13 protein-coding genes are annotated in these 13,728 nt (G+C 44.4%); 4 read left to right on the top strand and 9 right to left on the bottom strand.

What is annotated here, in order from left to right:
* Positions 1 to 88: 88 nt before the first annotated feature.
* The gene (locus MHO32_RS11325) at positions 89 to 1,045 is read left to right on the top strand and encodes a LysR family transcriptional regulator (protein ID WP_222325508.1); all 957 of its coding nucleotides are present in this window, start codon (positions 89 to 91) and stop codon (positions 1,043 to 1,045) included.
* 16 nt (positions 1,046 to 1,061) lie between these two features.
* Here the strand turns inward: MHO32_RS11325 and MHO32_RS11320 are convergent, their stop codons facing one another.
* From MHO32_RS11320 to MHO32_RS11305, 4 genes are all read right to left on the bottom strand, one after another.
* Positions 1,062 to 1,943: a YjjW family glycine radical enzyme activase gene (locus MHO32_RS11320; protein ID WP_029789413.1), complete on the bottom strand. Its 882-nt coding sequence runs from the start codon at positions 1,941 to 1,943 to the stop codon at positions 1,062 to 1,064.
* 21 nt (positions 1,944 to 1,964) lie between these two features.
* The gene (locus MHO32_RS11315; RefSeq protein ID WP_239211884.1) at positions 1,965 to 3,509 is read right to left on the bottom strand and encodes a YjjI family glycine radical enzyme; all 1,545 of its coding nucleotides are present in this window, start codon (positions 3,507 to 3,509) and stop codon (positions 1,965 to 1,967) included.
* 207 nt (positions 3,510 to 3,716) lie between these two features.
* Entirely contained in the window at positions 3,717 to 4,343 is a 627-nt protein-coding gene (locus tag MHO32_RS11310) for a LysE family translocator (RefSeq protein ID WP_005444463.1), read from the bottom strand.
* 323 nt (positions 4,344 to 4,666) lie between these two features.
* Complete coding sequence (locus tag MHO32_RS11305) at positions 4,667 to 5,878, bottom strand: HD-GYP domain-containing protein (RefSeq protein ID WP_005444470.1); 1,212 nt, start codon at positions 5,876 to 5,878, stop codon at positions 4,667 to 4,669.
* 460 nt (positions 5,879 to 6,338) lie between these two features.
* Here MHO32_RS11305 and MHO32_RS11300 point away from each other — a divergent pair, with 460 nt between their 5' ends.
* The gene (locus tag MHO32_RS11300; RefSeq protein ID WP_005444471.1) at positions 6,339 to 8,045 is read left to right on the top strand and encodes a putative bifunctional diguanylate cyclase/phosphodiesterase; all 1,707 of its coding nucleotides are present in this window, start codon (positions 6,339 to 6,341) and stop codon (positions 8,043 to 8,045) included.
* A gap of 85 nt (positions 8,046 to 8,130) precedes the next feature.
* On the opposite strand, the gene MHO32_RS11295 is transcribed toward MHO32_RS11300, so the two are convergent.
* From MHO32_RS11295 to MHO32_RS11275, 5 genes are all read right to left on the bottom strand, one after another.
* Complete coding sequence (locus MHO32_RS11295) at positions 8,131 to 8,604, bottom strand: response regulator (protein WP_005444472.1); 474 nt, start codon at positions 8,602 to 8,604, stop codon at positions 8,131 to 8,133.
* On the bottom strand, positions 8,591 to 9,928 hold the full coding sequence (locus MHO32_RS11290; RefSeq protein WP_009698101.1) for an ATP-binding protein: 1,338 nt from the start codon (positions 9,926 to 9,928) through the stop codon (positions 8,591 to 8,593). The genes MHO32_RS11295 and MHO32_RS11290 overlap by 14 nt, the downstream gene beginning before the upstream one ends.
* A gap of 3 nt (positions 9,929 to 9,931) precedes the next feature.
* Complete coding sequence (locus MHO32_RS11285) at positions 9,932 to 11,350, bottom strand: SLC13 family permease (RefSeq protein ID WP_005444477.1); 1,419 nt, start codon at positions 11,348 to 11,350, stop codon at positions 9,932 to 9,934.
* Positions 11,351 to 11,559: 209 nt separating this feature from the next.
* Positions 11,560 to 12,039 carry a GNAT family N-acetyltransferase gene (locus MHO32_RS11280; protein ID WP_053050924.1) on the bottom strand — a complete coding sequence of 160 codons (480 nt, stop codon included), beginning with the start codon at positions 12,037 to 12,039 and terminating at the stop codon, positions 11,560 to 11,562.
* Entirely contained in the window at positions 12,036 to 12,512 is a 477-nt protein-coding gene (locus tag MHO32_RS11275; protein ID WP_009698103.1) for a GNAT family N-acetyltransferase, read from the bottom strand. The genes MHO32_RS11280 and MHO32_RS11275 overlap by 4 nt, the downstream gene beginning before the upstream one ends.
* A gap of 128 nt (positions 12,513 to 12,640) precedes the next feature.
* Here MHO32_RS11275 and MHO32_RS11270 point away from each other — a divergent pair, with 128 nt between their 5' ends.
* Together MHO32_RS11270 and MHO32_RS11265 are read left to right on the top strand one after the other, a co-directional pair.
* Positions 12,641 to 13,105, top strand: a complete 465-nt coding sequence (locus MHO32_RS11270; protein WP_050936545.1) for a DUF417 family protein — start codon at positions 12,641 to 12,643, stop codon at positions 13,103 to 13,105.
* A gap of 377 nt (positions 13,106 to 13,482) precedes the next feature.
* Positions 13,483 to 13,713 carry a PAS factor family protein gene (locus tag MHO32_RS11265; protein WP_009698104.1) on the top strand — a complete coding sequence of 77 codons (231 nt, stop codon included), beginning with the start codon at positions 13,483 to 13,485 and terminating at the stop codon, positions 13,711 to 13,713.
* Positions 13,714 to 13,728 lie beyond the last annotated feature (15 nt).

Genomic DNA, 13,728 nt, shown 5'->3' with positions numbered 1-13,728 from the left:
TCTTTTTGCGTGCTTCAACAATCGTAAAAAAATGTTTCACAATAATATTTTGATATACTGAGAAAAATCACACTAGTTAGTCTTACGAATGGATTACATAACACTCTCACGCATTAGCCTTAAACACCTCACCGTATTGCACATGTTGCTCACAACACACAGTGTGACTCAAGCAGCAGAACAGCTTTGCGTGACCCCTTCTAGCGTGAGTAAAACGCTAAGCCAATTGCGCGACATTCTTAAAGATGACCTTTTTTACCGCGATGGCACTCGCTTAGTCCCAACGCCGTTTGCTTTAAACATCGGTCCTTCGGTACACGGCATTCTTTCCAGCATGAACGGTTTGCTTTACCAAGGCTCATTCAATCCTGCGTATTACGAAGGTCGCTTCTCTTTGGCGATGCGTGAAAGTACCTTTGAAATTTTCGCACCAATGCTACAAAACCTATCTCAACAAATGGGCAGTCGAGCACAACTGAACGTCTACGCGAAAGAGCAGATGAGTTTTGATTCTTTAATCCGTGGACAAGTGGACTTTATGATTCTGCCACACGATATCAGCCAACCACCTACGCATAATAAAGACTTGGTTTGGCAGACGATTTTAGAAGATGAGATGATCTGTTTGATGGGCATTAATAACCCTTTGTCAAAAGAAGATCTCTCGGTAGAAAACTACTTGTGTGCTAGGCACATTGGCATTCACGATAAAGACTTATCTCAACCTTACTTTGAGCAGAACTTAACTCAGCGCTACGCCAAACGCAGTATCGCGATGCACGTGGCGGACTTTGGGTCCGCAGCTGTGATGTGTCACCACTCAGATTATCTGTTCACTTGTTCAAAGCTTTGGGCACAAATGGCACTACAAGCGAAAGGATTAGTAGAAAGACCATTGCCGTTCGAATATGGACAAGTGGCGTATAGCTTGGTGTGGAACAAAGCGAGCCTCAACGATCCCGCTTTAAGATGGCTACAACAACAAGTGCTTGAGGCGTGTGAAACCTTGGGAGGATGCAGCAAACCAAGAGTGAATAAACTCTAAAGTTATCCCCGCTGCGTTACACGTAGACCGATGGCATGGTCATTGGTCTGCTAACGAATTGGCTCAATTGAGCGTGGAAGCGCTCCATTTCATCCTGAGAGCATTTCTCCCAGCCAAGGGCTTCGCCTGTTACACCATGATGCTGAAACGCGTTCAAACGAATGTTGACTGATTCAGGTAACGCTTGCAGATAGTGCCCAACTGTTGCGACTTCCGTATCGAGATCGCTCTTACCTGGAATATGCAGTAAACGCACTTCATACAACTTGCTTGCTTCGGCTAAATACTGAATTGCTTGAAATACACGGTGATTATCCCGCCCTACTAACCAGTGATGCGTTTCACTTTGCCACGATTTTAGGTCGATCATCGCCCCATCCATATACGGTAGGACTTTTTCCCAACCTGCGGTAGATAAAGAGCCATTGCTATCAATGAAGCAAGTAAGATGTTGCAATTCAGGGTCCTGTTTAATCCCTCTAAACAGCGCAATAATGAAAGGAAGCTGTAAGGTAGATTCCCCACCGGATACCGTCACACCGCTAATAAAAAAGCGCTGTTTTCGTATCAAATCGAGCATTGCTTCCACAGAGTAGTCAGTAATTTTTGGATTAGATTGGTGCTGACATATCTCTATACAACGGTCGCAGTGGGTGCACTCCTCTTTAAGCCAAACAACGTTGTTGCTTTTGTCGAACTTCAGTGCGCCAACAGGACACTCGCTCACACAATCCCCACAATGGTTGCAGTGATTGATTGTGTGCGGATTGTGGCAGTTGATGCACTGATAGTTGCAACCCTGTAGAAAGATGACTAGACGGTTTCCAGGTCCATCAACACAAGAGAACGGAAGGATACGAGTTACCTTAGCCAAGAGGTGTTCCGATCGTCTAGCCATCTTATTCTTATCCGTCACCGATTACTTAGCGTAAGTCGGTGACATTTCATGACTCACCACACGTGGAGAACGCTCCAAAATACCAGTGTTCTTCGCCGCTTCTGCGCCTAGGAATGTAGTATTAGTACGTGAACCTTCTGCATCGTATTTCGCGATCTCAGACAGCTTCACCATGTAACCCGTCACGCGAACCAAGTCGTTCGATGCTACGTTTGCCGTAAACTCGCGGTAACCAGCATTCAATGCGCCTTTACATAGGTTGAACATCGCTTCTGGGTTCGATTTCACGGTTTCGTCGATAGTCAGAATGTCACTGATGCCAGAACGGTAGTATTGGTGATGACCTGCCGTCGCTTGCACGTAAGACACTGGATCTGGTTCGTTGCCGTAAGGAATGCGCACACCTGGCGTCACATCCAAATCTAAGCTGATGCCACCTTGCGCGTGCAGTAGCGCTTTGCCTTCCAAACCAAATTTCACTGATGTGCTTTCTACCAATTCAGCCAATTTCGCAGAGATCTTATGACCTAGCTCATTTGCCGCTGTGTCTTGACCATAACGACTCGTATTGCCCTCTTTCGCTAGCAATACGTTTACCGCTTCTGCCATGCCATAAATGCCATACATTGGCGCAAAACGAGACTCTTCGATCAGACCTTCTTGCGTTAGAAAGCCTTTAAAGAATTCAGATTTCTCATGCAAATGTGAAGCTCGAGCATTCATCAACTCAACCATCAAACCGTGGTATTCTGGCAGAACGTTGTTGAAGAAATCTTTACAGTTATCTGCACGATTCGCCGCTTCTTTTAGATTCATACGCACTAACGTGTTTGAACCACCAGCCAATGGCAGAGAGTTGTAGCAACTCACGATACCAAAGCGACCACCTTCGTACGCGCTCACATGCATTGGGTAGTTTGCGATGTGCGGCTTGCTGCACTCACAAATGTTTTGTGTTGCTTGTTTTAACAGGTCGTCTGGTGTAACTGCTTCGTCGTACATGAACGTTAAGTTTGGCGCGATCTGTTTTAGCTCTGCGTCAACTTTCAAAATCGTACGACAAATGATGTTGTCCGTAGGACCAATATTCACGTGCATGAATGCGTCTGGCAATGTGCGATCAAGCATGACCCAGAAGTGTTTCAGTTTTTTGTATATTTGCTCGTCAGTTAGGTCACCCACGTAAGGCATTAGCACGTCATCAAGTTGACCAAGGTAAACGGGAATGTTGGTTACCGAAGGCACGTGATGATAAATGATGGTCAACATGTTGATCGCATCATCAAAATCTTCTGCTGGAGCTAACTCCAAGTATTCAGAACCTTGAGAAAGAAATTTTGCGTAATCTGGCAAAACATAGCGCGGCTTAAATGGCGCGTGACCTTCAAACATGTCACATATGACGCCTTGCTGCATCGCTTGGCTTACCTCGTCAGAGACGGTCATATATGGAATTGTGGCTTCGGCTTCCAAAGCAAGAAAGTTTGATTTCTGTTTTGGAGATAAGTTGCTATCGGTCGCGATAGCAAGGAAACGCTGCTGAAGATCAGAAAGGCTTTGAGTCATCTAAGATGTTCCTGGAGAAAATACAACGAATACGTCCTTTCAAATCGTTTGCTCACTTTTGAGCATTGGTTGAAAGGACGCGTTGAATTCTACGCCTTGAGAGTCTTTGCCACTAATGAAAAAAACCAAAAAGTTGATTTCCATTTTGGAAATAAGATTTTGCTAATTTAGCCTAAGTTTTAATAACTTAGCGAAATAATTATCAATTCAGCTACGATGCGCAGTCGACAACATAACGCCCGCGCTAATGAATACACCGCCCGTTAAACGATTGAATAACTTCGCTCGTCCTTTCGCAAATAACCAATCCGATGTTTTCACTCCCAGCAAACCATAGAAGGTCAGCCAGCTCAGTTCAAACACCACAAAAGTACTAGCAAAGACAATATATTGAGTGAATAACGATGCAGATGGGTCAATAAATTGAGGAAACAGCGCGGTAAAGAACACAATGGCTTTCGGGTTACTCGAACCCACAATAAAACCACTGGTAAATGCGCTTAAATAATTCGAAGAAGATTGCTCCGGTTGCGCTTGTGAGAAATCCGTTTGCTTAGAGCGTAATGCTTGAATACCAAGCCAAATAAGATACGCAGCACCACACCATTTAATGATGTTAAACACCAGTTCTGAAGAGGCGATAACGACGCCAAGCCCAGTAAAAGATAAGGTAAGAATTATGGTAATTGCCGTCAGACTGCCAAGGGCGGTCGCAAAGGCATGGCGAAATCCATTACTGACGCCTTTACTCAAACAAAGCAGCGAGCTAGGACCAGGAGAGGCAGTCAGAACAAGTATCGCAAGGGTGTAGTAGATCCAAGTATCGAGTTGCATTGGCGCTCCTTTCCAATGTGTTGATGGGGGTACAGATCGTGTAGCCTACTTGCCTTTCTCGACGTTTCTATCCATGAAACGTAACGCGGAAAGACACCACATAGCTTTTATGAAAGCTGAACGACGATAACTGAACAGGCTCAAAACCAACCTAGCTTTTAGTAAAGCCTATGAGTAAGCAAGCTAAGCAGAAAAACTCAGTTTGCCTCGCTTCTAGTCCACTTTGAGCTGTTTAGTTATGCAATCAACATACTGGTAATATGCAACCGTGTAAAGCGATTCGTTACTCGACAGATATTGTGAATAACCCACCTTAATTGCGCTTAATCGTAGAAAGGTTTTGGATCCACTTCTAACGATGATGGCGCTACTGCTTTCTCAACCGAATGTGAGCTGTTTTTTAAATCTACCATAGCAACATCGATGTAACGCTTATACTTACGTGAGTAGAAACACTTCACGATGGGTTTAAGTGGCTGAGAATCGTTGGATGTCCACACAATGCCAACTCGGCCATCACTCAATTGTACTATCGAGCCCACAGGGTACACACCTATGCAGTTGATGAACTTGTACACCAAGTCGGGATCAAGGTGGAATGGCGTCAAACTCAATAAGATTTTAAACGCTTCTGCCGAGCTCATGCCCTTTTTGTAGACGCGATCCGCCGTCAATGCATCATAGATATCAACGATACAGCTCATGCGCCCATGCATCGGGATTTGCTCACCTGATAAGCCCAGTGGGTAACCAGTACCATCAAGTTTCTCGTGGTGCATCAAGCACACATCACGACTCACGCTACTCAATCCTTTAACGCCAACAATGATCTCACCTGCGAACACTTGGTGGAGTTTCATGTGTTCAAATTCTTCCGGTGTTAAGCGAGCAGGTTTATGCAAGATCTCATCATCAACTTTGATTTTACCAACATCATGAATGATGCCGCCGATCGCAAGTTGTTTCAGCGTCTCTTTGTCTAGCCCTAAATGCTTACCGAAAGAAACCAACAAACAAGCAACATTCACTGAGTGCTCCAAAAGGTAACTGTCTTTTTGGCGCAGCGCTGATACACATTGGAGTGCATCAGAATCGATGAATACGCTGTCAATCATGTCATCGGCCCACGATTCAATCTCGTTGACCTCAATGATTTTTCCTTCAAAGGTTTGGTTCAGCAGCTTTTGCGCTAAACACTTCGCTTCCGCAATCAGTTTTTTGGCACGCTTGTGCTGCGCCTCGCGGGAACGGAACGCTCGCTGGATTTGAGGAGTGGTCGTGATTTCAGAAGCTGACAACGTAATGTCATGCTCTTCCTCAACAGGCTTAAAGACGCACTGCTGCGCTGAGAGTTTCTGATCGACCCAAACGTACTTTACGCCGCTCGCATGCAGTTTTTTGATGCCCTGCTCCGTAGAGACACGACCAGCATTCGCGAGGTTGACACGTTTGTTCTGTTCAATCGCAGTAACGAACATACCGATACTGACGTCTGCGATCGCTATTTTTATTGAGTCTTCTGGTTTGTACTGCATACGCGCAACTTGTTAACACTTATTATTTAGCAAACGCATTATAAGAGATCTGACCATTCACTGTTATAAGAATTCACTATCATTTAGAATTAATGAGCTTTTGGTCAATATATGAGACAACATCGCCACAATAAACCACTTTTATTTTATGGACTTAGGTCAAGATTTCATCACAGATGCTGACAATTTCGATAATTTGGGTGCTGAATCAATAACTTCTCAATACAAATGGTATTTACTGTTGACTAAGTTTTATAAATACCGATTATTAGTCGCATTACTCTAATAATTATTCTACTTACACATAAACACCGTAAGCTCATTAACATAACAGACTGTCAATCTGGACCGACTTCTTTCGTTTGCAGTGTAAAAGGACAAACTTCAAAAATATGTCATTTGCGTGTAGCTCGACTTATATACTTATCTCCAAGACGGCTTGGGTTATGGGGGAAGTATCTTGACCAACAAGGTTGATCAAACTATTTCAGAACACGATCGTGATTTTTTACAGATCGTTGAACAACGCTTCATTCATATCTTCGATGTGTTTAATGAAGGACTCTTCTACATGGATGAGTTCGGCAGCATGGTTTTTTATAATCAGCGTTTTTATGAGCAGTTCGGCATCAACGCTGGGCGTATCAACCTCGATAGATGGTTAGAGTTGGTGCACCCGTTAGATCGAGAACGCTTATCTAAACGTGTCGATGAACACATCACGACCGACAACACTCGCGTCACGACCACCTACCGCCTTCGTAAACCCAACGGACAATATGTTTGGATCGAAGGCGTTGCAATGACCAAAGAAACCGAACTGGGTCATTATATGGTTGGCAGCCATCGCGATATTTCTGAACGTAAGTTGATGGAGAGTTACATTCATCAAGTCGCTTTCCATGACAACGCATCCGGTATGGCCAACCGCGCTCACTTACTGCTTAACATCAGTGAATGCGTAAAATCCAACGGTGCTCATGCGTCGATTTTTTACATCCAGATCGAAGAGATCAAGTCGTACCTAAACCAATACGGTAGCGAGCTTGTTGATGGTTTAGTAGAAAAGCTATTGCAAACGCTTAGTCACTTACCTTCACCAAACTGCACGGTTTATCGTGTTCACGATGACGACTTCGCGATTTTGGTACTTGACGACGTGCCGCTCGAACAGTTGCAAGAATACGCACAGACCATCAAGCAAAATTATCACGATGCCGTTGTCGAACAAGGGCAATATCTTGGCAGTAACATCAGTATCGGTTTATACCCTTCCATCGATCCGGAACACTCTGCTGAAGAAATTTTGCGTAAAGCCGCACGCACTTGCCAATACGCCAATGAGAAGAACAAAGATCGTATTGCCGTATACAGCCAGAAAACGCAGTATGCGGTAGATCGCTATTTCTTTATTGAGCAAGGCTTAAAAAACGCACTTGAAGAGCGAACACTGAGTGTAAAATTCCAACCAATCGTCAGTGCATCCGATCTGCAAGTTGTGAGTTTCGAGTCTTTGGTACGTTGGCGCAGTAAAGAGTTCGGTGAGATCTATCCAGACGAGTTCATTCCCGTCGCAGAAAACAAAGGCTTGATCGTTGAGCTTGGCTATCAAGTATTCGAGAAAGCGTGTCAGTTCATAAAGAGCTATCGTGAGCGCTATCAAAACCAAGTAAGGGTGAACGTAAACGTATCAGTATTACAGCTTCTCAATAGCGAATTTCCAAACAAAATTAAAGCAATGGCTGACGAAGTAGGAGTCGAGCCACAAGCAATTGTTTTGGAGCTTACTGAAACCTTTATATTGGACAATAACCAGGCAGCTATTGCTCCTTTGAACACCTTGAGTGAGTTGGGCTTCGCTCTCTCTTTGGATGACTTCGGTGCTGGTTACAGCTCATTAAACTGCTTCTTCGATCTGCCAATGACACAGATTAAGATTGATAAGTCGATGGCTTGGAAGACATTAACCAACCGCTCCTCTCATGAGTATCTGAAGTTCTTGATCACTATGTGTCGCGAACAAAATATAGAAGTGGTTATCGAAGGGATTGAAGACGCAAAAATGCGCGACTTCTTTACCAGTATGGGCGTGGACTACCTACAAGGCTATTGGTTCTCGAAACCGCTTTCAGTGGCGAGCGCAAGCCGATATACCTTAAGTCAATAAAGGCGCTCACTAAGAATCGGTCCTCATCATTGAACTTCCCTGAGCTGGAGACACTCCAGCTCAGGCTTTTCATTTTGTTTGCGATTTATCTCAAGCGATCAAACACAACATTTTGATCTAAGTGCTCATGATATTCGGTGTAGTCTAATCCCATATCAAAGATATATTTAGTCACCAAATTTCTGACACATTCGACCAATTGTTCCGCTTGCCATGGCTTTTCAAAGTAACGGTCAATACCTGCCGAGTTAATCGCATTAATCGTATCCGTATGGGTTGCTTGTCCTGTCAGCAGTACTTTTCGCGTATGGATAAAACGACTGTCTTTGGAAATTTCCGTTAACAGTTCTACACCTGTTTTCCCTGGCATGACGTGATCTGAAATAATGAGAGCTATCATCTCACCTTCCGCATCCAATTCGTCCATCAGCTCAAGAACTTCATCGGCAGACTCGCAATCTTCAATGTTGAGCCATTGGCTTAACGACTGTAAGTCTTGCAGAACCGCGCTTAACACCTCTCGCTGGTCATCAACGCAAATTAAATTAAGCTTGTCCATGTTCATCCTCTACCGGTAATTTAATTCTAAATATGGTTTTCTCACTGTCGCTTTTCACCGCAATTGAGCCGTTATAGCCAGCCACAATACGTTTCACTATCGACAGCCCCAACCCTAAGCCAAACGACAACCCACCTTTTTTCGTGGTGAAGTTTGGTCGAAAAATCTTTCTGCGTGTCGCTTCATCAATCTCTGGACCATTATTCGCGATGGTCACAAGTATCTTGCTTTTACTCACACGAGTTTGGATCTCAATCGCAGGTGATTCTGTCTCTCTCATCGCATCACATGCGTTCTTTAGGATGTTGACCCAGATCTGCACCAATTCCGTTTGGGAACCAACAAACAAAGGCAAGTCAGCAGGACTAAAGCGCACGCTTACGCGTCGTAAATCGCTTTGTAACAAAGCAAGCGCTTGGTTTATCGAGTCATTGACTCTAAGCCCTTCTTCTTTATCGATGTCCGTGCGACCAAGCTGTTTCACCGATTTCACGATGCCAACAGTGTGCTTGGAGGCAATGCGTAAGTCGTGTAAATCACGCCCCATTTGCCAGTAACGAATGGCTTCTTCTGGTCGCTTTAACCAATGTTCATTTAGGTAATCAGTCGGCACTGCACGGGCGAGTTCACGAGCCAATTCTTTGGGTAAACCGTAATATTTTTCGAAATGGCGTCCCCGCTTTCTTGCCTCACTGGAAGACACTTTTTGCCCTTGCATCAAACCAAAATCAAAGAACTGACTTGCTTCCGGATGAACTTCTTCAAGTAATTCCATGATCACGGATTCCAAACGCTCCGACTTACTACTCACCACCCCAATGGCATTATTAAGCTCATGCGCAATGCCTGCAGCAAGTTGACCTAACGTCGTCATTTGCTCTGCGGTGTGCAGCTTTTGCAGTGCTTTCTCTTTGGCTAAGGCTTCTTGCATCGCTCGACGTTGACGGCGCGACAGCTCATTGACCATGACAGGCATAAACTGCGCCGTTAATGGTCCGTATTTGCCCGCTTCCACAGCCGGAGTATTGCGCTCTATCCACGCTAGCTCAACATCCGTTTGCGCTATCACCGTTGACGACGCGGTCCACGTTCCTGAAAAGAAACTGTGCACACCGATAAATGCCCCTTTCGATGCAGAAAAAACTTCGGTTTGCTTTTTACCGTCTTCGGAAAAGTAGCCAGCAAGCTCGCCTGATAACACGTAATAGAGTCGCTCGTTGTAACCGTCTTGTTCAATCAATACCGAACCTGCCGCTACGGTAATGCGACGCTCGATATGATTGAAGTAACGCTCGACCAGCGTATCTAATTTACTTTCGTACATGGCTTAACCAATGTGTCCAACCGTGTGAAGAATCCACACCATCAAGAAGCTCAACAACACACCAACCACACCGAGCACAACGCCGACACGAGCCATTTGATTGCTTTGTACATGCCCAGTTGCATGAGCCAATGCGTTTGGTGGTGTACTGATTGGGAGAGACATTCCTAATGACGCTGCGAAAGTCACTACTAGAATCAATGTCACTTCACCGCCCAACGGAGTCAAGGACGCCATAGATGTACCAAGCGCAGCCATAATAGGCATCAGCAAGTTAGCCGTCGCCGTGTGGGACATAAAGTTCGCCATCACCAAACATAAGAACGCCGCACCAAACAACACAACATAAGGTGAGAATTCATCAAACGGAATGCTATGCACCACCAGCTTAGCTAGACCCGTTTTATCCAGAGCAAGCCCAAGCGCAATACCACCAGACACGAGCCAAAGCACATCCCAAGAGATTTTTTTCAAGTCTTCTTTGTTGATGATGCCAGTTAGCGAGAATACCGCGACAGGAATTAAAGCGACGGTGTACGAGTTCATGCCATGAGCAGAACCCATCAACCAAAGTAAAATGGTGCCTGCAAAGGTGATATAAACAATCATCGCTTTCGGTGTTTTTAGGAATTTGCTCTTAATATTGAGGTCAATCGTGGTTTGTTCCGCTTTATACATAAAGCCGATTAAGAACCAAGCAAGAGCCATCATCACAACCACAAAAGGAACACCGAAGACCATCCACTCACCGAAGGTAATTAAGTTATCACCAACGAGATACTTCAAGGCAATCGCATTTGGAGGCGTACCAATTGGCGTGCCGATGCCACCAATGTTTGCAGCAACAGGAATACACAAAGCAAACGCGATACGCCCAGGGTCTTTGGGGCCAAACACCGCAATCACTGGCGTTAGAATCGACAACATCATTGCGGTTGTCGCTGTGTTCGACATAAACATCGAAAAAATCGCCGTGATCAGCATTAAACCTAACATCACGTATTTAGGATTTTGCCCAAAAGGCTTGAGTAGCACACGCGCCAAGTTCACATCCAAGCGATATTTAGTTGCGGCCATCGCAAGAAAGAAACCGCCCAAAAACAGCATAATGATTGGGCTAGCAAAGGTCGCCATGATGTCGTTGTATTGCAATAGCTCGCCAAAATGAGGCTGCCCTTCATCAAACCTAAAGAAAATGATGCTCTTGTTGGATACGAGCAACAGCTCAAGCACGATGATCACCACCGACGTGGCATAAATTGGGATCGGTTCAAATACCCAGCAAAGCGCTGCAAGCAAGAAGATTGCAATCACTCGTTGCTGAATAATGGTGATTCCTTCGAATGGAAAGGCTGACAATGGCATCAGCAAAACGAGCAAAGGGATCACCGTTGGGATGATGTATTTGAGATAAGGGCGCATAGTACTACTTCTCTTCCTGAGATGGTTTACCGTGAGATAACAAGCGTAAGAAGCTGTTTTTATTGGCTTCCTTTCGCCACTCCGAGAAGAAATTATGCGCGCCCTTTAGAGGAGGGTTTCTGGTGTTAGATCAATGAACTCTTATTCACGACGGAAAACATGCGGTATCTGTGTTCAAGCTCACTAATTGAGCGAAATATATTTATCGATCACACAGCGCTTCCATCATACGCTCGCTCCATAACATAGTTCGTCAGTATCGCTCCACGCACCTCAACTTGTTGTTCCTTAAGCACAGAGAATCCCATGTGCTCAAAGAACGGACGAGCGGTAATACTCACCTCCGAATAGAGCCGTGTCAGCCCTTTTTCTTTAGCTTGCTTGAATACATGCGCCATTAGTGCGCGTCCAACGCCCTGCCCTTGATATGCGTGATGACAGAAAAAGTGGTCAACAAGCCCGCTTGATTGAACATCGCTATAGCCCACAATGACCCTATCTAACTCTGCGACAAAGGGGTGAATGTCCATCATTTTCTGCAGCCAAATTTCTGAATCAAACTCGTCTGGCGCCCACGCTTTCAGTTGCTGTTCGTTGTAGTCTCGACGGTTGACATTACGTACCGTGTTATAGAAAAGTGCCCAGAGTATTGGTGCATCTTGCTCACGAAAATCACGAATAACAATCATAGTTTTTCTATTAAATCGAACTGCATTAATTGGCCTCGCACACCTGGCTCACCAACTGGGTACCAACCATGCTTGAGGTAGAAACGTTCTCCCGCATCATTACCCGGAATATAACGCAATCTTGCATATACGCAGCCCTCTTCAACAAAGCGTTTGAATAGGAAATCTTGCAATTGCTTACCCAGCCCTTGATGACGAAACTCCGGCAGCAAATAAAACAGGTTGATGTATCCGAATCTATGACCCTCTTCATCGGCTACCGGATACCGACACTCTAACTGCCCGATAATTTGGTCATCTTTGATCACATGAAAAAATCCCGCTTCGGGATCTTCCACTATCGACTTGAACCACAAGGTGATTTCTTGAGTATCGAACCCATTTTGATGACCAAAACTCACCTCATACGCGTCTTGTCGAAATGCAATGCACAAATCCAAATGACGAGATAAATCGACGGGAACAAATTCCATTTAAGCCTTTCCTTTTCTTGCTTAGCTTGCCTATATAGACATTAGTTATTTTATATAACCATAAATTCAAGAATTTTATAATTCAACCGTCGGTCATTTGAAATCATGCTTTTATAGGAGAAGTTATTATGCATGCATCATCTGTTACCCAAAAACCGACTCAATTTGGCTACTACCTAGGCGTATTTGGCGTTGCCTTGGTTCTTATCTGGCTAGGTATTTATAAGTTCACCCCTACAGAAGCCAAGCTAATTGAACCTTTGGTGCTTAATCACCCAGCAATGTCTTGGCTGTACAGCATCATCTCAGTTCAAGCAGTTTCTAATATCATTGGTCTGACAGAAATCATCGTCGCACTTGGATTGATCATCGGTTTGAAAAAACCAACCGTTGCCTACTGGTCTGGTATTGCGGCGAGCATCATCTTTCTTGCTACACTGAGCTTCTTAGTTACGACACCAAACACATGGAAAGTTTCCGACGGTGTTCTAATCGCGAACTTTTTCCTAGTGAAAGATATTTTGTTCCTAGCAATTTCAATCAGCGTGATTGAGAAGAATAAACCGAGCTCGTTTACAAAGGCAGCCGCTTAAGTAACAGGCACTTTTAAAGTGAATGAAGAGGAGCGCCATTTGATAGTGGCGCTTTTAATCAGGCGTAATACAACGCAGTGTTTTTCCATGTCAGCTCCCTTTTTAATCCTTTAAAATCGAACTTGTTAAAGTGCAAATAAAAGTACGCATTGAAGTCCTTGAAGTTCCCAACTTAAATATCATCTATAAGAATCATACCTCCCCTATCACGCTGATTTAAATAAACATTTAATCTCGGCTCATACATAACTACTGATAAATAGTTACTTCGCTTCGAAAATTTTCATTGGGCAGCTTTTCTGTGATTGGTGCGTCTGAAATTTAGCTTGTAATCGAATACACTCCATATGCACCCCGTGCAATAAAAAAGGAATTATATGAAAACGCTTATTTATGACACGCTTGTCAACCTTGCTAACCAAGAACCTGAACACCACGCAAAGATCCGCCAAAACTTGTATGAGCAACTCGATCTGCCATTTGATAAGCAACTTGCATTGTATGCATGCGCTCTTGGCCCAGCGAGTTCAGGGAAACTGGAAAGCCGTGAAGGAATAGACAATGCAGTAGACAGCGCGATTAGACTGTTAACGACTCCTGAGCGTTAATTTGCTTTTTGTTCT

This window comes from Vibrio sp. MMH1-50 (genome assembly GCF_022347645.1).
In the GTDB taxonomy this organism is placed as follows: Bacteria; Pseudomonadota; Gammaproteobacteria; order Enterobacterales; family Vibrionaceae; genus Vibrio; species Vibrio harveyi.
This window is presented reverse-complemented; position numbering and strand designations above follow the sequence as displayed.

Bases quoted from the DNA above. Each gene is read 5' to 3' on its own strand.
- MHO32_RS11275 (WP_009698103.1), bottom strand. From the start codon at position 12,512: ATGGAATTTGTTCCCGTCGATTTATCTCGTCATTTGGATTTGTGCATT.
- MHO32_RS11295 (WP_005444472.1), bottom strand. From the start codon at position 8,604: ATGGACAAGCTTAATTTAATTTGCGTTGATGACCAGCGAGAGGTGTTA.
- MHO32_RS11310 (WP_005444463.1), bottom strand. From the start codon at position 4,343: ATGCAACTCGATACTTGGATCTACTACACCCTTGCGATACTTGTTCTG.
- MHO32_RS11325 (WP_222325508.1), top strand. From the start codon at position 89: ATGGATTACATAACACTCTCACGCATTAGCCTTAAACACCTCACCGTA.
- MHO32_RS11280 (WP_053050924.1), bottom strand. From the start codon at position 12,039: ATGATTGTTATTCGTGATTTTCGTGAGCAAGATGCACCAATACTCTGG.
- MHO32_RS11315 (WP_239211884.1), bottom strand. From the start codon at position 3,509: ATGACTCAAAGCCTTTCTGATCTTCAGCAGCGTTTCCTTGCTATCGCG.
- MHO32_RS11305 (WP_005444470.1), bottom strand. From the start codon at position 5,878: ATGCAGTACAAACCAGAAGACTCAATAAAAATAGCGATCGCAGACGTC.
- MHO32_RS11285 (WP_005444477.1), bottom strand. From the start codon at position 11,350: ATGCGCCCTTATCTCAAATACATCATCCCAACGGTGATCCCTTTGCTC.
- MHO32_RS11320 (WP_029789413.1), bottom strand. From the start codon at position 1,943: ATGGCTAGACGATCGGAACACCTCTTGGCTAAGGTAACTCGTATCCTT.
- MHO32_RS11265 (WP_009698104.1), top strand. From the start codon at position 13,483: ATGAAAACGCTTATTTATGACACGCTTGTCAACCTTGCTAACCAAGAA.
- MHO32_RS11290 (WP_009698101.1), bottom strand. From the start codon at position 9,928: ATGTACGAAAGTAAATTAGATACGCTGGTCGAGCGTTACTTCAATCAT.
- MHO32_RS11270 (WP_050936545.1), top strand. From the start codon at position 12,641: ATGCATGCATCATCTGTTACCCAAAAACCGACTCAATTTGGCTACTAC.